Annotated in this window: 16 protein-coding genes; 9 read left to right on the top strand and 7 right to left on the bottom strand. The window is 34.2% G+C overall.

The genetic code is table 11. From position 1 onward, the window contains the following. The first annotated feature begins 251 nt into the window (after window positions 1-251). The 4 genes from BC962_RS03995 (at window position 252) to BC962_RS03980 (ending at window position 6,617) form a co-directional block, all read left to right on the top strand. On the top strand, window positions 252-3,032 hold the full coding sequence (locus BC962_RS03995; protein WP_121344594.1) for a TonB-dependent receptor: 2,781 nt from the start codon (window positions 252-254) through the stop codon (window positions 3,030-3,032). Window positions 3,033-3,073: 41 nt separating this feature from the next. Further along, a complete protein-coding gene (locus BC962_RS03990) occupies window positions 3,074-5,029 on the top strand; it encodes a hypothetical protein (RefSeq protein ID WP_121344593.1) in 1,956 nt (651 codons plus the stop codon). A gap of 183 nt (window positions 5,030-5,212) precedes the next feature. Further along, window positions 5,213-5,551 carry a T9SS type A sorting domain-containing protein gene (locus tag BC962_RS03985; protein ID WP_121344592.1) on the top strand — a complete coding sequence of 113 codons (339 nt, stop codon included), beginning with the start codon at window positions 5,213-5,215 and terminating at the stop codon, window positions 5,549-5,551. 88 nt (window positions 5,552-5,639) lie between these two features. Then, the gene (locus tag BC962_RS03980) at window positions 5,640-6,617 is read left to right on the top strand and encodes a LuxE/PaaK family acyltransferase (RefSeq protein ID WP_121344591.1); all 978 of its coding nucleotides are present in this window, start codon (window positions 5,640-5,642) and stop codon (window positions 6,615-6,617) included. Window positions 6,618-6,826: 209 nt separating this feature from the next. On the opposite strand, the gene tyrS is transcribed toward BC962_RS03980, so the two are convergent. Continuing rightward, complete coding sequence (gene tyrS, locus BC962_RS03975) at window positions 6,827-8,116, bottom strand: tyrosine--tRNA ligase (RefSeq protein WP_121344941.1); 1,290 nt, start codon at window positions 8,114-8,116, stop codon at window positions 6,827-6,829. Between the two features lie 158 nt (window positions 8,117-8,274). Between tyrS and BC962_RS03970 the strand changes: the two genes are divergently transcribed. Continuing rightward, on the top strand, window positions 8,275-9,294 hold the full coding sequence (locus tag BC962_RS03970) for an NAD-dependent epimerase/dehydratase family protein (RefSeq protein ID WP_121344590.1): 1,020 nt from the start codon (window positions 8,275-8,277) through the stop codon (window positions 9,292-9,294). On the opposite strand, the gene BC962_RS03965 is transcribed toward BC962_RS03970, so the two are convergent. From BC962_RS03965 to BC962_RS03955, 3 genes are read right to left on the bottom strand one after another with little or no spacing between them, the layout of a single operon-like run. Next, on the bottom strand, window positions 9,291-9,767 hold the full coding sequence (locus BC962_RS03965) for a DUF4296 domain-containing protein (RefSeq protein WP_121344589.1): 477 nt from the start codon (window positions 9,765-9,767) through the stop codon (window positions 9,291-9,293). The two genes, BC962_RS03970 and BC962_RS03965, sit on opposite strands and share 4 nt — an antisense overlap. Window positions 9,768-9,772: 5 nt before the next feature. Beyond that, window positions 9,773-11,119 carry a dihydroorotase gene (locus tag BC962_RS03960; RefSeq protein WP_121344588.1) on the bottom strand — a complete coding sequence of 449 codons (1,347 nt, stop codon included), beginning with the start codon at window positions 11,117-11,119 and terminating at the stop codon, window positions 9,773-9,775. Continuing rightward, entirely contained in the window at window positions 11,119-11,850 is a 732-nt protein-coding gene (locus BC962_RS03955; protein WP_121344587.1) for a polyprenol monophosphomannose synthase, read from the bottom strand. Before BC962_RS03955 ends, BC962_RS03960 begins: the two co-directional genes overlap by 1 nt. Before the next feature lie 100 nt (window positions 11,851-11,950). Here BC962_RS03955 and BC962_RS03950 point away from each other — a divergent pair, with 100 nt between their 5' ends. Both BC962_RS03950 and BC962_RS03945 read left to right on the top strand, forming a co-directional pair. Continuing rightward, window positions 11,951-12,610 (top strand): DUF4271 domain-containing protein, encoded by a 660-nt coding sequence (locus BC962_RS03950; RefSeq protein WP_121344586.1) that lies wholly within the window; start codon window positions 11,951-11,953, stop codon window positions 12,608-12,610. Window positions 12,611-12,632: 22 nt separating this feature from the next. Then, on the top strand, window positions 12,633-13,379 hold the full coding sequence (locus BC962_RS03945) for a uroporphyrinogen-III synthase (RefSeq protein ID WP_121344585.1): 747 nt from the start codon (window positions 12,633-12,635) through the stop codon (window positions 13,377-13,379). A gap of 173 nt (window positions 13,380-13,552) precedes the next feature. Here the strand turns inward: BC962_RS03945 and pckA are convergent, their stop codons facing one another. Together pckA and BC962_RS03935 are read right to left on the bottom strand one after the other, a co-directional pair. Next, window positions 13,553-15,151, bottom strand: a complete 1,599-nt coding sequence (pckA, locus tag BC962_RS03940; protein WP_121344584.1) for a phosphoenolpyruvate carboxykinase (ATP) — start codon at window positions 15,149-15,151, stop codon at window positions 13,553-13,555. A 78-nt stretch (window positions 15,152-15,229) separates the two neighbouring features. Next, window positions 15,230-15,619: a DUF423 domain-containing protein gene (locus BC962_RS03935; protein WP_121344583.1), complete on the bottom strand. Its 390-nt coding sequence runs from the start codon at window positions 15,617-15,619 to the stop codon at window positions 15,230-15,232. Between the two features lie 75 nt (window positions 15,620-15,694). Between BC962_RS03935 and BC962_RS03930 the strand changes: the two genes are divergently transcribed. Both BC962_RS03930 and BC962_RS03925 read left to right on the top strand, forming a co-directional pair. Then, the gene (locus BC962_RS03930; protein WP_121344582.1) at window positions 15,695-17,068 is read left to right on the top strand and encodes a saccharopine dehydrogenase family protein; all 1,374 of its coding nucleotides are present in this window, start codon (window positions 15,695-15,697) and stop codon (window positions 17,066-17,068) included. Between the two features lie 47 nt (window positions 17,069-17,115). Beyond that, window positions 17,116-17,586, top strand: a complete 471-nt coding sequence (locus BC962_RS03925) for an Lrp/AsnC ligand binding domain-containing protein (RefSeq protein WP_121344581.1) — start codon at window positions 17,116-17,118, stop codon at window positions 17,584-17,586. A 242-nt stretch (window positions 17,587-17,828) separates the two neighbouring features. On the opposite strand, the gene BC962_RS03920 is transcribed toward BC962_RS03925, so the two are convergent. Continuing rightward, window positions 17,829-18,515, bottom strand: a complete 687-nt coding sequence (locus BC962_RS03920; protein ID WP_121344580.1) for a zinc metallopeptidase — start codon at window positions 18,513-18,515, stop codon at window positions 17,829-17,831. Window positions 18,516-18,568: the final 53 nt, after the last annotated feature.

Below are 18,568 nucleotides of genomic sequence, written 5' to 3'. Positions count from 1 at the left end.
TTCCATATTTTCCTGCCAATCCCTATTGGTAACAGTTAGGTAACAATGGCTGTAAATATCAAAATCGCTTATACCTCAGCAAAATCAATCCTTATTGCCCAAAAAATACAAATTTAGAGGACTTTCCAAACACTAATCTCTAAACAATAAGATAACATTCAAGAAGCCCTCATTAACTCAAAGGTAAAGTTTAGGTAAGCTTGTTCTTTAATGCTCTCTGTTAATTTGTAGTGTCGATAAAAACTAACATAATGAAGAATTTTTTATTACTTATTACATTACTATTTAGCTGTTTTTCCCAAGCTCAAGAAACCACAAAAGGCACAATTGCGGGTAAATTGATGGACAAGGAAATTAAAGGGGAAACACTCCCGTTTGCTAATGTTATTATTAAAGCATCCAACCAAGGTACAACTACAGATATTGATGGACTCTACTCCATAGATAATTTGAACCCTGGAACTTACACTGTAATTTTCAGTTTTGTAGGCTATGAAACTTTAGAAGTTCCAAATATTACAGTGGTTGCAGGTAAAGTAACCGAAATAAATACAGCATTAGGGTCTAGTGCGGCATCTTTAGATGAAGTTGTTATTAAAACAGTTTCCAGAAGAGATTCGCAAGTAGCCTTATTGCTTGAACAGAAAAAAGCAATAGAGATCAAAGAAAGCATCGGCGCCCAGGAATTAGCCAAAATGGGCGTTTCAGATGCTGCAACCGCAACAACAAAGATTTCTGGAGTAACCAGCAGTGAAGCTTCAGGAGATATTTTTGTTCGCGGCTTGGGTGATAGATATTTAAATACAACGATGAATGGGTTACCAATCCCATCCGATGATGTGGAGCGTAAGAATATAGATCTAAAATTGTTCTCTACTAATATTATTCAAAGTGTTAGTATAAGTAAGACTTATGCTGCACAAAATTCTGCCGATGAGGCTTCTGGGAATGTAGATGTTAGCACCCGTGAGTTATTAGGAATTCAGGAACTAAGCGCAGGTTTAAAAGTGGGCATAAATACCAATGCAATTGGTAAAGCAAACAATTTTAAGATCTCTCCAAATTACGATAACGTAAATTTTGGTTTCTACTCTCGTGATCTTGGAACTAGAGATGCACTCACACAGCAATCATGGAACACACAAACTGCAGATTTTCCTTTGAATTATGAATATTCTATTACTGCTGGAAAAAAATTTGGTGATCATCTTAAAGTGCTTTTCACGGGATCTCAAGATATTTCTTTTGAACACAGACAAGGTGTGTTTAGAGAATACAGAGCAAACTTTATAAACGACTCTATTACAGACGCTGAAACCTTTGCCAAAAGCGTGAACACCACCGGTTTATTAAATGCTTCTTATCAAATAGATGAAAACAATGAAGTAAAGGCTACCAGTTTATTCATTAATAAACTTACAGATGAAGTTTTTGAAGGAGGTAGAAATGGCGAGGCAAGTATATTTGAAGAAACCGAACCAGCAGAAGATCTCTCACAATTTATAAGAGATCAAAATACCAAACAAACAAGATTATGGGTGAACCAACTAACAGGGGAGCATCAGTGGAACCCGAAGAATAATCTAACATGGGGCGTTGGATATAATAAGGTAGATGCAGACGAACCTAATAGAATTAGAAACGAGGTAAACTTTAGCAATAGTATTGTTCAATTAGGGCGAACTGGAGGGTTTCAGCAAAGGAAATCTGCACAGATTATAAACGATGAAGAGTTTAATGGACGCATTCAAAACAGTCTAAATGTCATTGAAGAAGAGGCAAAAAACCTAAGCTTTAGTCTTGGAGGGAATTACCGTAATAAAGAGCGAAATTTTGGATCTCAGTTCTTAGGACTAGAAGAGGCTACGCTAAATATGTTAAATCCAACTTCTATAGATAATCTATCCAAAGTATTCACCTTAGATAATCTACAGAATGGCTCCCTATTAATAAATAGATTAGATCCAGACAGGTATCTAGCAACTTTAGAATCTACCGCAGGCTTTTTAACTGCCAACTACGGAATTAATAAAATTAATATTAACCTAGGTGTGCGTTACCAAAAAGATGATCTGAATGTAAAATATGATGTTGGTAACATTCCTGGAAGACGAGGAGAATCTAATAAAACTTACAATAATTTTTATCCAAGCATCAACTTAAAATATGCTGCCAACGAGCGTAATAATTTTAGAGTTGCAGCTAGTAAGACCATCACTTTACCAGAATTCAAGGAGATCGCTCCTTTCGAGTATGTATCTCCAACAGGACAGGTAACTAGAGGTAATCCAAGTTTAGAAGCTTCAACCAATTACAACCTAGATATAAAATGGGAGTTTTTCCCTAGCGCAGATCAACTTGTGTCTTTAACAGGATTCTATAAAAATATAGAAGACCCTATTAGTAAAGTTCAAGACAGAGGTTCGGCAGGAATATTCTCTTTCTTTAATTCAGCAGATAAAGCAGAGATTTTTGGGTTGGAGGTAGAAACTAAATTAAGCTTATTAAAGGCTGAAGAAGAATCCGGGTATAATCTTGACCTAAACTTAAATGCTTCCAGAATGTGGCATTCTCAAGACTTAAAAGAGCTTAAAGATATCCAAGGAAATTTTATAAGAACATTTAGATATAAAGGGCTTACCAAAACAGATCTCCAAGGAGCTTCGGATTGGATTTTCAATGGGTCATTAAATTTTTCAACCAATAGCCCTAATAAACTTCTTGCAAGTGTGATCGCTAATTATGCTTCAGATAAAATATATGCTTTAGGAGCTCCAGAGATTCAAACACAAAGTGATCTTTTTTATAACGATGCAATTATAGAAAAAGGCTTCGTGTCCCTAGATGCTCTTATTAATCAAGAATTTGGAGAGCATTTCAACTTAAAGCTTAGCGGTAAGAACATTCTCAATCCAGAAATTAAAAGAACTCAAAACATTAAACCAAGTACTACTGGAATCGAAACCACCGAAACCGTAAGATCTTATACTCGCGGCGCAACAATTAGCCTAGGAGTTGGATATAAATTTTAAAAAATAAACCAAACAATTAATCAAATTTAAATTTTTGAAAAATGAAAAAATCAATTAAAAGTATTGCACTTATCACAAGTATGCTTTCAGCTCTTTTCTTTGGAAGCTGTAGTAACGACGACAATTTCTTCGATGAAGGAGATCAGGGGGGAACACCAGTAAATCCTATAGCCTCTAATCTTAACGGAAGCATCTCTGCAAACCTTACTTTAGACCCTAATGTTTCTTACAAACTTACTGGTTCCTTAAGTGTAGAATCTGGAGTTAAGTTAACTATTCCTGCAGGAACATCTATTACGGCCAATGTTGGACAAGAAGTGTACATAGTTGTGAAAAAAGGCGCACAAATAGATGTGCAGGGAACTCAAAACAATCCTGTTAGAATGTCTTCTGCAAGTGGAAGCCCAGGAGATTGGGGTGGTCTTGTTCTTTTAGGAGATGCAACTACTACTGAAGGGATTGATGCTACTGCAGAAGTAGGTGGATTTATCTACGGGGGAACAGATGATACTGATGACTCTGGAACTATAAGATATTTAATTATTGAAGGTGCCGGAGCTCAAATTAATGCAGACTCCCAATATAATGGGTTAACGCTTTATGCAATTGGGTCTGGGACAACTATTGAAAATATTGCTTTATTAAATGGAGCAGACGATGGTGTTGAATTTTTTGGAGGTACAGTTTCTGTTAAAAATCTTTATTTAGAAAATAACGAAGACGATGCTGTAGACTGGACAGAAGGATGGAGTGGAACAGTAACCAACGCCTATGTACTACATACAATTGAAGGATTTTCTACTGCTATCGAGGCAGATGGATTAAACAATAATCCTAAGATCGTAAATTTTACAGCCGTTTCTTCTAAAGGAGGTACTGCTTTACAATTTAAAAAAGAATCTGGAGCAACGATCTCTGGATTGGCTTTAATAGGATATGACACTTCTATAGACATGAAGGATGAAGGAAGTATCGCAAATGTACTTATTGAAGATGTGATAGCAGATCCGGGAAAATCATATACAGATTTAGCTACTGTAGATATCGCTCTTTTTAACTGGATTAACAATAGAGGTTCTGTTGAAGCTACAGTTCTACAAGGTGTTGTTGAGGGCGAACTTAGTTTAAATGCTTCTGTCGCATACGAGCTAACTTCTTCTTTAATAGTAAAAGATGGTGGAAAATTAACGATCCCTGCTGGAACAAAAATCACTGCCAGAGATGGAGGAACAGATGTGTATATCGCAATTCTTCAAGGAGGAAAAATAGATATTCAAGGAACACCCGAAAACCCTGTAGTAATTTCTTCTCAAAACGCCATGCCGGGAGATTGGGGTGGACTAACAATCGTTGGGAAAGCAACTACAACTGAAGGTATAAATGCAACTGCTGAAGTTGGAGGTTTTATTTATGGAGGATCTGATGATACAGATAATTCTGGAAGTATAAAAAATCTTACTATTCTTGGAACTGGAGCACAAATTAATGCAGATTCTCAATACAACGGAGTCTCGTTATATGCTGTAGGTTCTGGAACAATTTTAGAAAACATTGCAGTAATTAATGGCTCAGATGATGGGATAGAATTTTTTGGAGGAACAGTTTCTGCAACCAACCTTTATTTTGAAAATAATGAGGATGATGCTGTAGACTGGACAGAAGGTTGGAATGGAACTGTTACTAACACATATATTTCTCATACCAACGAAGGATTCTCTACCGCCTTAGAAGCAGATGGATTAAACAACAATCCTAAACTAATAAATTTCACTGCAATCTCCACAACTGGGGGGACAGCTCTACAGTTTAAGAAGGAATCTGGGGCAACTATCAACAATATTTATTTGGAAGGTTACCAAACCAATTTAGACATGAAAGATAATGGTCCAGTAGCTAATGTAAAGGTGGATGGAATAAATGCCAGTTTAACAGGCACTTATAATGCTGGAACTAAACTTGATATTTCTGGATGGTCTTGGAGAAATGCAAGATTATAAATTTTATAGAACTTGGCATAAGTTAGTCTAACAAATAAATATAAAAAACAGATTAGGTGTAACTACCTCATCTGTTTTGTTTTACGACAAAAATATTATTAGTTAATTATATCGTTAAGCCTTATTAATTGGTATCATTTTTGAATAATTTATTGTAGATTTACAATTACCAACGTAAAAAATATGAAAAAATTCTACATCTTAAGTTTATTATTGGTTAGTTTTCTGCTGTTCGCCCCAAAAGCGATCGCACAAAACACAGCACTTCCTGCGTTTACTACAGAAAAGCCTATAGAAGGACTTTCTATTTACCCTAACCCAGTGGTTGGCAGCAAAGTGTATATTACCACCAATAAAAATCAGACTAAAGAAGTAGAAATTTATAATGTATTAGGTAAAAAAATTCTTTATGCCCGAGTTACCGGCAAAGAATTAGATGTTTCAGAATTAACACCTGGGATATATATTTTAAAAATTAAAGAAGGAGTTACTTCAGCTACCAGAAAATTGGTAGTAAGATAACTTTGGAAATCATATAATATTAAAAGCTTCTATTCTTAGAAGCTTTTTTTATTTCTACCTTTGCCTTCATTTTCTTCAAACCACATAAATGAATCCAGAAAAGATCTTTTCTATTACTTCTGAACAAGATTTCAATGAAGTTGCCTTAGAAATTTTCAGATTTCAGTATGCCAACAATTCGGTATATCGCAAGTTTTCAAATTTGCTGAAAACAAACCCAAAAAAAGTAAATAGAATTGAAAATATCCCCTTTTTACCTATAGATCTTTTTAAGAGCCATACTGTTTTATCTTCCGAAGAAACCATACAGAAAACATTTACAAGCAGTGGCACAACTGGTACTAAAACCAGTAAACATCATGTAACAGATCTTTCCATTTACGAAAAGAGTTTTAATTTGGCTTTTAAACAGTTTTATGGTGAAATTAAAAATTATGTAGTATTGGCCCTATTACCTTCATATCTGGAACGGGATGGTTCTTCTTTAATTTATATGGCACAACATTTAATAGAAAATAGCACACATCCAGATAGCGGATTCTATCTTAATAATCTTTCTGAATTAAAAGAGAAATTAATTTCATTGGACAAAGCAGGCCAAAAAGTGTTACTTATTGGTGTCTCATTTGCCTTATTAGATCTTGTTGAAGACTTTCAGTTTAAATTGAAAAATACCATTGTCATGGAAACTGGAGGAATGAAAGGAAGACGAAAAGAAATGATCCGGGAAGAACTACACAGCATCCTTAAAAATGGATTTGGCACAGAAAGTATTCATAGTGAATATGGAATGACCGAATTATTATCACAAGCCTATTCCGCAGGAAATGGAGTTTTTGAATGCCCACCTTGGATGAAAATTTTGATCCGAGATCCGGAGGACGCGCAGTCCTATTTAAAAAATAATAGCACAGGAGGAATTAATGTGATAGATCTGGCCAATATTAATTCTTGCTCTTTTATTGCCACTCAAGATCTTGGTAAAAAGAGCAAAAATAATTCTATAGAAATTATGGGAAGGTTTGACAATAGTGATATTCGGGGTTGCAATTTATTGGTATTATAAATCTAGGTCTACAACTTACCCCTTGCTGAAAATAAATAGAAGAAATTCTCTTAAAAATGTAATTTACACCTCTTTTTTCGAACTAATAATTGTAAACATAATTTTTGGTTAGGTTTTTGTTTACAATAAGCTATATGAGTTTTTTCATATTAGATTGGTTAGTTAGTTGCAAAGCCCTTAAACAATATACTGTTTAAGGGCTTTTGCAATTATACCACTCTTAAAATATAGGTATTTCTCTTTCCTTTATTTATAATAACGTATTTGTTATTTATAAGATCGGCTTCAGATATAAGATAATCCTCCCCCACTTTTTCTTTATTTACAGAAATAGAGTTTTCTTTTAAAGCTCTTCTTGCCTCTCCATTAGAATTCAAAAATCCTGTTTTAGCAGCCAAAGCAGCGATCATGTCTAATCCAGCATCCACATCTGCGCGTTCTATTTCTGCTTGTGGTACTCCTTCGAAAATATCTAAAAAAGTAGCTTCGTTTAAACTTCTAAAATCGCTTGCTGTACTTTTTCCGAAGAGCACATTGGATGCTTTTACAGCATTGTCAAAATCTTCTTTCCCATGAACAGTTATCGACACTTCTTCTGCCAATCTCTTTTGTAGCAATCTTAAATGAGGCTCTTTCGAATGTTCTGCAATTAGATCTTCTATAGTTTTTCTATCTAGAAATGTAAAGATCTTAATATATTTCTCTGCATCTTCATCACTAGTATTCAACCAATATTGGTAGAATTTGTAGGGAGATGTTCTATTAGCATCCAACCATACATTCCCACCTTCACTTTTTCCAAACTTACTTCCATCACTTTTGGTGATTAAAGGACAGGTAAGCGCATAGCCTTTCCCGTTTCCTATTCTTCTAATAAGTTCTGTTCCCGTAGTGATATTTCCCCATTGGTCACTTCCTCCCATTTGTAAAGTACAAGCTTGATTTTTGTATAAATGAACAAAATCATAACCTTGTACTAATTGATAAGTGAATTCTGTAAATGACATTCCTTCGGTATCTTCTCCAGAAATTCTGTTTTTTACAGAATCTTTAGACATCATATAATTCACTGTGATGTGTTTCCCTACATCTCTTATGAAGTCTAGAAAGGAAAATTCTTTCATCCAATCGTAGTTATTCACTAAAACTGCCTGATTTTTTTCTCCTGAAGAAAAATCCAGAAATTGGGAAAGTTGTTTTCGCACACATTCCTGATTATGCCTAAGAGTAGGCTCATCTAATAGGTTTCTTTCGCTAGATTTTCCTGAAGGATCACCAATCATTCCTGTCGCCCCTCCTACTAACGCCACTGGCTTATGACCACAGCGCTGAAAATGAGCCAACAACATAATAGGCACCAAGTTCCCAATATGTAAAGAATCTGCAGTTGGATCGAAACCAATATACGCCGCACGCATCTCTTCTAATAAATGCTCTTCGGTTCCAGGCATCACATCGTGCATCATGCCTCTCCAGGTAATTTCCTCAACAAAATTCATAAGTATATTATTTTCAATATTAATTCTTCTCAATTCTAATTCTCTATTCTTATTGAAATTCTTAAGTTTAATAATGAATTGCATTATCTAATAGAAAACAGCGGTAAAGATACCAATAACTGTCATTTTTCCTAAGTTGAAATAGCTATATTTACCTTATGATATTAGTTACAGGAGGCACAGGACTAGTGGGCTCACATTTACTTTTAGATTTAGCAAGAACCGGTAAAAAGGTTAAAGCGATCTATAGAACAGAAAGCAAACTTTCTGATGTAAAAAAGGTGTTTTCCTATTATGTCCCATCTAAAGAAGCCACTTTCCTATTTAATTCTATAGAATGGGTGCAAGCAGATATCTTAGATATTCCCAGTCTTAATGAAGCATTCACAAATGTAGATCACGTCTATCACTGTGCTGCAATTGTCTCTTTTGACTCCAAGAATAATAAAAAACTTAGAACTACGAACATTGAAGGAACGGCTAATATTGTAAATTCTTGTTTAGAATTTAAGGTTAAAAAACTCTGTCATGTTAGTTCTATATCTGCTATGGATATTGCATTGGGAGACGAAGAGATCTCAGAAAATTTTACTTGGCATCCCGAAAAGGCGCATAGCGATTACGCAATTTCAAAGTATGGAGCTGAAATTGAGGTTTGGAGAGGCACTCAGGAAGGTCTTTCGGCAATTATTGTAAATCCTGGAGTAATTATTGGGCCTGGATTTTGGAATTCAGGAAGTGGCCAGTTATTCAAAAAAATAGATGAAGGATTAAAATATCATTTTCCAAAGACCACTGGATTTGTAGGAGTGCAAGATGTATCTAAGGCATCTATTCTCCTTATGAATTCCACCATAGAAAATGAGCAATTCATATTAGTATCAGAAAATATAAGTTTTAAACTGGTCCTAGAATGGGTGGCAGAAAGTCTTCAGAAAAAAGCTCCACAAACCCCTTTAAAACCTTGGATGGTTTTTATTGGATGGGTATATCAAAGTATTGCTAATATATTATGGGGCGCAAAAAAACAACTTTCACATCAGGATTATAGATCCCTTTTTAAACATACATATTATAGCAACAGTAAAATCACAGAGAAAACTGGTTTTACTTTTACTTCAGTAAAAAGTGTTGTTATAGATACAGGAGCCTTATTTAAAAAAGAAAGAAAAAATTAATTATAACTACTAGCACTTGGTGGCGTTCCAAGACTATCTATTAAAACAGAAGCTGGTAGTTGCAAACTATCTACACTTAAAGTGTCCTTTATATCTAATGCTCGTATAGAATCTTCAATTCGTTGTTCTTCCTCCTGAATGACTTCCATCTTAGCTTTCATAACTTCCAGATTTTGTTTCACTTTCTGATAGATACCATCGAATTTATCATACTTTTTAGCATAATAAGTAGTGCTTTCTGCTAATTGTAAACTATCTATTTCATATTTAGAATAAAGATAAGTGTCTGGCTGAAGACCTGTTTCCTCAAGAATTCTCCTGTTTTTGTTCTTTGCAGAATTTAATAAGGACAATTCTGTAAGCACATCTACCATCTTATCCTCAGGTATTAAATTATCGGGTTTCTTGACCTCCTCAATATTCTGGCAGGAGCTCAAGAAACAAGCAAATATAAATACCTTTAAAAATTTCATAGTAGTTATTTTCTATCGAATGTTAACTGCTCTGCTACTGGAGTAAAGGGCATAAATTTAAAGTTATTATAAACCAATTGGCCATTCACAAATGTATGGGTAACTCTAGATTTAAAGGTAACCCCATCAAACGGAGACCAGCCACATTTATAGACTGTATTACTTGGTTGAACAGCCCATGGAGCATTAAGATCTATTAAAACAAGATCTGCCTTATAGCCTTCTCTAATGAATCCTCTTTTTTCAATTTGAAACAGAATCGCAGGATTATGACACATTTTTTCTACGATCTGCTCAAGACTAATCTTTTCCTGATGATGCATTTGTAACATTGCAGGAAGCGCATGTTGCACTAAAGGACCACCACTTGGAGCCTTGGTGTACACATTCTTCTTTTCCTCTTTTGTATGAGGAGCATGATCTGTAGCGATAACATCTATACGCCCCTCTAACAATCCTTTTAACAAAGCATCTTGATCTTTCTTTGTTTTAATAGAAGGGTTCCACTTTATAAAAGTCCCTTTTTTCTCATAATCAGAATCATTGAACCACAGGTGATGTACACAAACCTCGGCAGTGATCTTCTTATCTTTTAAAGGCAATTTATTATCGAATAATTTAAGCTCCTTCGCAGTGGAGATATGAAAAACATGCAATCTTGCTCCTGTCTTTTTAGCTAAAGCAACTGCTTTAGAAGAAGAAATATAACAAGCTTCCTCACTTCTAATCTTAGAATGCAGTTCAATTGGAATATCATCTCCATATCGCTCAACACATTCGGCTAAATTCTTCTGAATTGTAGCTTCATCCTCGCAATGTACAGCGATCATTAAGGGAGATTTTAAAAAGATCTGTTCTAGAACTTTTGCATCATCTACCAACATATTTCCTGTAGATGAACCCAAGAATAATTTAAGTGCAGCTGTAGTTTTAGGATCTACTTTTAAAATTTCTTCCAAATTATCATTGGTACCACCAAACATGAAAGAGTAGTTAGCATAAGAAGATTTTTTTGCAAGCTCAAATTTCTCCTCTAACTTTTCTATAGTTGTTGTTTGTGGATTGGTGTTAGGCATCTCTATAAAAGAGGTGATCCCACCTGCAATTGCAGCACGAGAACCAGTTTCTATAGTTTCCTTATGGGTTAAGCCCGGCTCTCTAAAATGTACTTGATCGTCTATAATGCCAGGAATAAGATAATTCCCTTCTGCATCGATCATTGTTAGATCCGGAGATTTAGCGCTAATACTATCGGCTATCTCTACGATAATCCCATTTTCAATAAATACATCACCTTCAGTAATTGTCCCTTCATTGACAATTCGTGCGTTTTTAATTAAAACCTTCTTCATTATTTTGATGTCCTATTAAAAAGACTTTTTAATTTCATATTTATAACTCCAAATACAGCTTCAGAAATAATCCCTCCACTCATTTTAGAACTCCCCTTAGTTCTGTCGGTAAAAATTACCGGAATTTCTTTAATGTCAAATTTTTGTAAATATGCTTTAAATTTCATTTCTATTTGAAACGCATATCCCACAAAATGTATCTTATCCAGATCTATACTTTCTAAAACTTTTCTTTTATAACAAACAAATCCAGCAGTTGTATCATGAATATTCATTCCTGTAACAAACCGAACATATTTTGAAGCTAACCATGAAAGCAACACTCTACTCATTGGCCAGTTAATCACATTCACTCCTGTTACGTATCTGGAACCAATTGCTAGATCGGCACCATTTTTCTCACAAGTATTGTATAACCGAATGAGATCGTTTGGATTATGTGAAAAATCGGCATCCATCTCAAAAATATATTCATATTTATGTGCTAATGCCCACTTAAAACCGTGAATATATGCTGTCCCTAGTCCAAGCTTGCCTTCTCTTTCCTCTATAAATAACGAACCAAAATACTCGGCCTGAAGCTCCTTTACTTTAGCAGCTGTGTGATCTGGAGAGTTATCATCTACCACCAATACATGAAATTTACGCTGCAAGGAAAATATGTTCCTAATCAAGCGCTCTATATTTTCTATTTCATTAAAAGTGGGTATAATAATTATCCCATTAGACATGCCAGAAATTTTGGGCAAATGTAACCATTTTTGTCCTTTTCAGGTTTAATTTTACTTTCAACTTTCCCGCTATTAATTATACATTTGTAAAAATTTATAATTGGAAGCAATAGAACGATATATAACCTCAAACGACCTACTTACCATTATTATTCTATTGGTACTATTATTATTAAGCCTAGCTCGGACATTATTTCAAACTAGGTTCGAAGATTTTACATCTTTAGGCGCTTCTGGCAAATATTTAATAATAAAATCTAAAGAGCATAAACTCTTATTCGGATTTAATATTTTAATGCTCACAGTACATATTTTAAGTGTTTCCCTATTCGTTTTTTTAACATTTAGATTATTTACGACGCAAACTTTAGAGAATTCTGGAAATTTATTATTGAGAATAATAACAGCCTACAGCTTTATAGTTTTATTAAAAATTACCGTAGAAAAAATTATTGCTAACGTTTTTGATATAGATGAAATCATAGACACTTATATTTTTCAAAAGCAAACTTATCTTAATTTTATATCTCTGATTATCTTTGGATTATCATTGTTTCTTGTATATAGCGATATACCTAGTTTACCTCTTTTTTATCTAATTATAGCTATTATAATTATCTCTCTGTCCTACACGTTGTACGAGATTATCAAAAAAAATCTCCGATTAATCTCACGTTTTTGGTTCTATTTTATTTTGTACATTTGCGCTCTCGAAATCGCCCCCTATGTTGTTTTGTATAAGTTAATTTCTAAGTACTAAAAATTCAAAATATATAACTAATATGAAAGTGAAAACAATTTTAATATCTCAACCAGAGCCTAAAATAGAAAATTCACCCTATTTTGAGTTGGAAGAAAAACAACGAGTAAAAATTGATTTCATACCATTTATTCATGTTGAAGGGGTTAACTCCAAGGACATTAGGCAACAAAAAATAGATCTCACCAATTATACTGCGATTATTTTAACCAGTAGAAATGCTGTAGATCACTATTTTAGAATAGCCGAAGAAATGAGATATAAAGTGCCAGATACACTTAAATATTTTTGCTTAAGTGAAGCTGTTGCTTATTATTTACAGAAGTATGTTGTTTATAGAAAGCGAAAAATATATGTTGGTAAACGCACATTTTCTGAGTTGTCTCCATATATTAAAAAGTATAAGAACGAAAAATTTCTTTTACCGGCTTCAGATATGCTAAAGCCAGACGTACCTAAAACACTTAACAAATTAGGTGTTGATTGGAAAGAAGCAGTTTTTTATAAAACTGTGGTAAGTGACCTTTCTCACTTAAGAAATGTTACTTACGATATACTTGTATTCTTTAGTCCAAGCGGAATAAAATCTCTCTTCGAGAATTTCCCAGATTTTGAGCAAAAAGATACTAGGATCGCGGTTTTTGGAAACACAACCATTAAGGCAGCAAAAGAACATGGTTTGGTTTGTAATATAAAAGCACCAACCCCAGAAACTCCATCTATGACGATGGCGCTTCAGAAATATATTAAAGAAGTTAATAAGAAATAATCTTACTTTCTTTTTAGAATTATAAAGCCCGATAAATTAAAATTTATCGGGCTTTTACTTTTCAAACATACGAGACTTACAATTATTTATTATTCTATCCTCTGGTTTGTATATAATAAAAAACCCGATAAACTCTAGGAGATTATCGGGTTTTACAAATATAATTTTGTCAATTACACAATAGGACCACCTGAAAGGATCTCGTTGTTCGAATTGTCTTCGTACTTTTTAAAGTTATTTTTAAATGAGTTTGCAAGCTCCATTGCTTTCGCATCATAAGAACCCTTATCGCTCCAAGTTTGTCTAGGATTCAAGATCTCACTCGGAACATTCTCACATTCTAATGGCATATTAAGACCAAATATTGGATGTTGAGTAAATTCTACGTCTTCCAATTTTCCATCTAATGCAGATTCGATCATCGATCTAGTATATTTCAACTTCATTCTGCTACCTGTACCATATGCTCCACCAGTCCAACCAGTGTTTACCAACCATACATTCACATTAGCGTCCTTCATCTTCTTGCTCAACATCTCTGCATATTCTGCAGGGTGTAATGGCATGAAAGGCGCTCCAAAACATGCAGAAAAGTTTGGCTGTGGCTCATCTACTCCAGCTTCTGTTCCAGCCACTTTTGCAGTGTATCCACTCATAAAATGATATGCGGCTTGAGCAGGAGTAAGTTTACTTATTGGAGGCAATACTCCAAAAGCATCTGCAGTTAAAAAAAATATATTTTTAGGGTTTTTACCAATAGAAGGTTCTGCAATATTTTTAATGTGATCTAAAGGATAACTAACCCGGGTATTAGGAGTTATAGAGGTGTCTTCAAAATTCACACTACCATCTTCATTTAAAATAACATTTTCCAAGATAGCTCCAGGCTTAATGGCATTAAAAATATCAGGTTCATTTTCTTCAGAAAGATTGATCACTTTCGCGTAACATCCTCCTTCAAAATTAAAAATGGTGTTCTCTTTAGTCCATCCATGCTCGTCATCTCCAATAAGCTTACGTTTTGGATCTGCAGATAAAGTTGTTTTTCCAGTTCCTGAAAGTCCAAAGAATACAGCTGTATCTCCATCTTCCCCAATGTTTGCTGAACAATGCATAGGAAGTGTGTTTTTATGCACAGGAAGTATAAAATTTAATGCTGAAAAGATCCCTTTCTTAATCTCTCCTGTATATCCACTACCACCTATTAAGGCTATCTTCTTTGTGAAATTTAATATAGAAAAATTTGCTTGGCGAGTTCCATCTACTAAAGGATCTGCTTTAAAACCAGGTGCATTAACTACGATCCAGTCTTCCTTAAAATTTTCAAGTTCAGATTCTTCTGGCCTTAAAAACATATTATATGCAAATAAATTAGACCATGGATATTCGTTGATCACTCGAATGTTTAAACGATAATTCTCATCTGAACACGCATAAGAATCTCGAACGTAAATTTCTTTTTCTGAAAGGTAATCTACTACCTTATCATATAATTTATCAAATTTATCTGTATCAAATGGAATATTGATATCTCCCCACCAAACTTTATCTTTGGTCTCTTCATCTTTTACCAAAAAACGATCTTTTGGAGATCTTCCAGTAAATTCACCTGTGTTAACGGCTAAAGCACCGGTAGCTGACTCCACCCCTTGGTTATTATCCAAAGTTATCTGGTGTAATTCTTCTGGGGATAGTTGATAGTGAGCAGTAGCGTTGTTAATTCCGTATTTGTCTAACGATAACGATTTCGTAGTTTGCTTATTTGCCAACATAAAAGTTTAAGTTGTGTGTTTGTTTAGGCATACAAAAGTAAAGAAACTTAAATTGATAGCTAGGAAAAACGTGCTAATTTATTTCTTTTTTAACTTTATAAATTGCACCAACAGCCATCCCCAAGCTATAATTAACAAACTGCCGCCCAAAGGTGTAGCGAAGGCTATTCCTTTAAAGTCTATAATAGTTAGATCATTCGTTGCTAATAAATAGATGGATCCACTAAATAAAATTATGCCAATAACAATTAAATAAAATACAGCTTTAGAGAGTTGATATCCCGATGTTATAATTATTCCTAATATTAATAACAATAAAGAATGATAGATTTGATATTTTATTCCCGTTTCTAAAGAAATATAGGAGTCTGGAGATAATAAAGGTTTTAATCCATGAGTTCCAAAAGCTCCAATCACTATTCCTAGCAGCCCAAAAACAAACCCAGCGATATAATATTTTCTCTCCATGCTATAATTTTATTAGTCTAAACATTTAAGTACATTCGTTCTTTAACTTCACAAAACTAATTAAGAAAATTTAATATGCGACAAATATTAATAATTGGTGCCGGCAAATCTACTTCGGTATTAATTTCCTACTTACTTAATAAATCTGAAACTGAAAATTTATTCCTCACCATTGGGGATCTAGATATAGAACACGCAAAAAAACTTAGTCAGGATCATGAAAGATGTAAAGCTATAGTCTTAGATGTTTTTAATAAAGAAAGCCGGGAATCTGCCATTAAAAATGCAGATATCGTTATTTCTATGCTGCCTGCAAGATTTCATATAGAAGCAGCTAAAGATTGTATAAAGTTTAAAAAATCACTAGTCACTGCTTCTTATGTAAGCAAGGAAATGAAAGCATTAGATCAAGAAGTTAAAGAAAATGGCTTGGTCTTTATGAATGAGATTGGTGTAGATCCAGGAATAGATCACATGAGTGCCATGAAAGTAATAGATAGCATTCGGGATAAAGGCGGGAAAATGATACTTTTTGAATCTTTTACCGGCGGACTGGTTGCTCCCGAAAGCGATACCAACCTTTGGAATTATAAATTTACATGGAATCCTAGAAATGTTGTTGTAGCAGGTCAAGGTGGGGTAGCTGAATTTATCCAAGAAGGAAAATATAAATACATTCCATACCATCGTTTATTCCGAAGAACAGAATTTTTAGAGGTTGAAGGCTATGGTAAGTTTGAAGGATATGCTAATAGAAACTCTTTAGACTACAGAAGCGTTTATGGCTTAGAAGACATTTTAACTCTATATAGAGGAACCATTAGACGTGTTGGATTTAGCAGGGCTTGGAATATGTTTGTACAATTAGGATTGACAGATGATACTTATACTATGCAAGACAGTATGAATATGAGCTATAGGGATTTTATAAATTCATTTCTACCATATTCCCCAACAGATACTGTAGAGCTTAAATTGAGACATAATCTAAAAATAGATCAAGATGACATTATGTGGGATAAACTGGTGGAGTTAGATCTTTTTAATAAAGACAAGAAAATAGGTTTAGAGAATGCCACTCCTGCAGAAGCACTTCAAAAAATATTATCAGATAAATGGACACTTGCAGAAGATGACAAAGATATGATCGTGATGTATCATAAATTTGGATATGAACTGAATGGCGAGAAAAAACAAATAGATTCTACCATGGTTTTAATTGGAGAAGATCAAACCACTACAGCTATGGCTAAAACGGTAGGATTACCAGTTGCCATTGCTACTTTGGCTATTTTAAATAAAAAGATAAGTACTCCGGGAGTACAAATTCCAATTACCAAAGAAGTTTATACTCCAATTTTAGATGAATTAGAATCTCATGGAATTGTATTTAAAGAGAAGGAAATAGAATATTTAGGTTATAATCCGTTTGGAGGAGTTGGGAATTGATTAAAATAAGAGTAATTTTTAAGCCCCAAACTTAACAACCTATCCAAATGAAATATGTAGATGATCAAGTTACCATTGATGGTATAGACAAAACCATCCTTAATTATCTCATGGAAGATGCACGTAAGCCTATTCTAGAGATCGCTAGAAGTATTGGAATAAGTGGCGCAGCTATCCATCAAAGATTAAGAAAATTAGAAAAAGCCGGACTAATTGAAGGCTCGAAGCTCATGATTAATCCAAGAGTTTTAGGTTATAAAACATTGGCTTTTGTAGGTGTATATTTGGATAAGGCGGTGAGTAACCCTCAAGCCGTAAAAAGACTAAGTGAAATTCCAGAAGTATTAGAATGCCACTATACAACCGGGAACTGGTCTATATTTTTAAAAATACTTTGTAGAGATAACGAGCATTTAATGAACGTTCTTAATAAGAACATTCAAGCTATAGATGGAGTTTCTAGAACAGAGACTTTTATTTCTTTGGACCAGCAAATAAAAAGGCAGATTAAAGTGTAATTACACTATTTAGCAATAAGCTATAATTAAAGGATATTATCGCCCTGTGCGGAGTTGAAGGGTTTTAAAAGATCACGATCGTGATATTTATCTGAATGCTCGATCAGATCTTTGATCCAATCTAAGAAGAAAGCAGAAATACTAAAAAAAAAGAGGTTTTGTAGATTACAACACCTCTTTTTTAATAAAATTTGTTCCTGAAATAATCCCAAAAGCTTTCGGGACAGGATGACTATCTTAATTTAATCTCTTCCTAAATAAATACTTACAAAATAAAGCAAGGTCGCCAAAGAACCTATTGCAGCTACCACATACGTTCTTGCCGCCCATTTTAAAGAATCTTCCGCCGCATCATGTTCTGCAGCTGTTAGCATATTTTCATTTTCCAACCATACTAATGCTCGTTTACTAGCATCATATTCTACAGGTAAGGTAACAAAACTAAACAATGTTCCCATTCCAAATAGAACGATCCCAATTAACAATACAGTACTTCCTAATGCAGTAGTTGCCATTAATAAAAGCCCTCCCATGATCACCCATGTAGATAGCTTGGAAGCCACACTCACTATAGGAACCAGCTGGCTACGCATACCCAACCAACTATAAGCCTGCGCATGTTGCACCGCATGCCCACATTCGTGTGCCGCAACTGCAGCAGAAGCCGCATTTCTTTGCGAATAAACGCCTTCACTTAAATTTACTGTTTTCTTCTGCGGATTATAATGGTCTGATAACATTCCAGGAGTTGAAATTACTTTCACATCCGTTATCCCATTATCATAAAGCATTTTTTCAGCGATCTCTTTACCGCTCATTCCATTTTGAAGATGAACTTTCGAGTACTTTTTAAATTTGCTTTTCAATTTATTACTCACATACCAACTCACGGCAAATATGAGTCCCGCAATTATATAATATCCTATCATTTGTTTATTATTTGAATTTCTAACAATTCAAATATAACAAAAACCCAGCCATT

The organism is Gillisia mitskevichiae (genome assembly GCF_003634585.1).
In the GTDB taxonomy this organism is placed as follows: Bacteria; Bacteroidota; Bacteroidia; order Flavobacteriales; family Flavobacteriaceae; genus Gillisia; species Gillisia mitskevichiae.
Note: the sequence above shows the minus strand (reverse complement) of the source record. Positions and strands in the feature narration are given on the sequence as shown.

Bases quoted from the DNA above. Each gene is read 5' to 3' on its own strand.
- BC962_RS03980 (WP_121344591.1), top strand. From the start codon at position 5,640: ATGAATCCAGAAAAGATCTTTTCTATTACTTCTGAACAAGATTTCAAT.
- BC962_RS03960 (WP_121344588.1), bottom strand. From the start codon at position 11,119: ATGAAGAAGGTTTTAATTAAAAACGCACGAATTGTCAATGAAGGGACA.
- BC962_RS03955 (WP_121344587.1), bottom strand. From the start codon at position 11,850: ATGTCTAATGGGATAATTATTATACCCACTTTTAATGAAATAGAAAAT.
- BC962_RS03925 (WP_121344581.1), top strand. From the start codon at position 17,116: ATGAAATATGTAGATGATCAAGTTACCATTGATGGTATAGACAAAACC.
- BC962_RS03945 (WP_121344585.1), top strand. From the start codon at position 12,633: ATGAAAGTGAAAACAATTTTAATATCTCAACCAGAGCCTAAAATAGAA.
- tyrS (WP_121344941.1), bottom strand. From the start codon at position 8,116: ATGAATTTTGTTGAGGAAATTACCTGGAGAGGCATGATGCACGATGTG.
- BC962_RS03970 (WP_121344590.1), top strand. From the start codon at position 8,275: ATGATATTAGTTACAGGAGGCACAGGACTAGTGGGCTCACATTTACTT.
- BC962_RS03990 (WP_121344593.1), top strand. From the start codon at position 3,074: ATGAAAAAATCAATTAAAAGTATTGCACTTATCACAAGTATGCTTTCA.
- BC962_RS03930 (WP_121344582.1), top strand. From the start codon at position 15,695: ATGCGACAAATATTAATAATTGGTGCCGGCAAATCTACTTCGGTATTA.
- BC962_RS03995 (WP_121344594.1), top strand. From the start codon at position 252: ATGAAGAATTTTTTATTACTTATTACATTACTATTTAGCTGTTTTTCC.
- BC962_RS03920 (WP_121344580.1), bottom strand. From the start codon at position 18,515: ATGATAGGATATTATATAATTGCGGGACTCATATTTGCCGTGAGTTGG.
- pckA (WP_121344584.1), bottom strand. From the start codon at position 15,151: ATGTTGGCAAATAAGCAAACTACGAAATCGTTATCGTTAGACAAATAC.
- BC962_RS03965 (WP_121344589.1), bottom strand. From the start codon at position 9,767: ATGAAATTTTTAAAGGTATTTATATTTGCTTGTTTCTTGAGCTCCTGC.
- BC962_RS03935 (WP_121344583.1), bottom strand. From the start codon at position 15,619: ATGGAGAGAAAATATTATATCGCTGGGTTTGTTTTTGGGCTGCTAGGA.
- BC962_RS03985 (WP_121344592.1), top strand. From the start codon at position 5,213: ATGAAAAAATTCTACATCTTAAGTTTATTATTGGTTAGTTTTCTGCTG.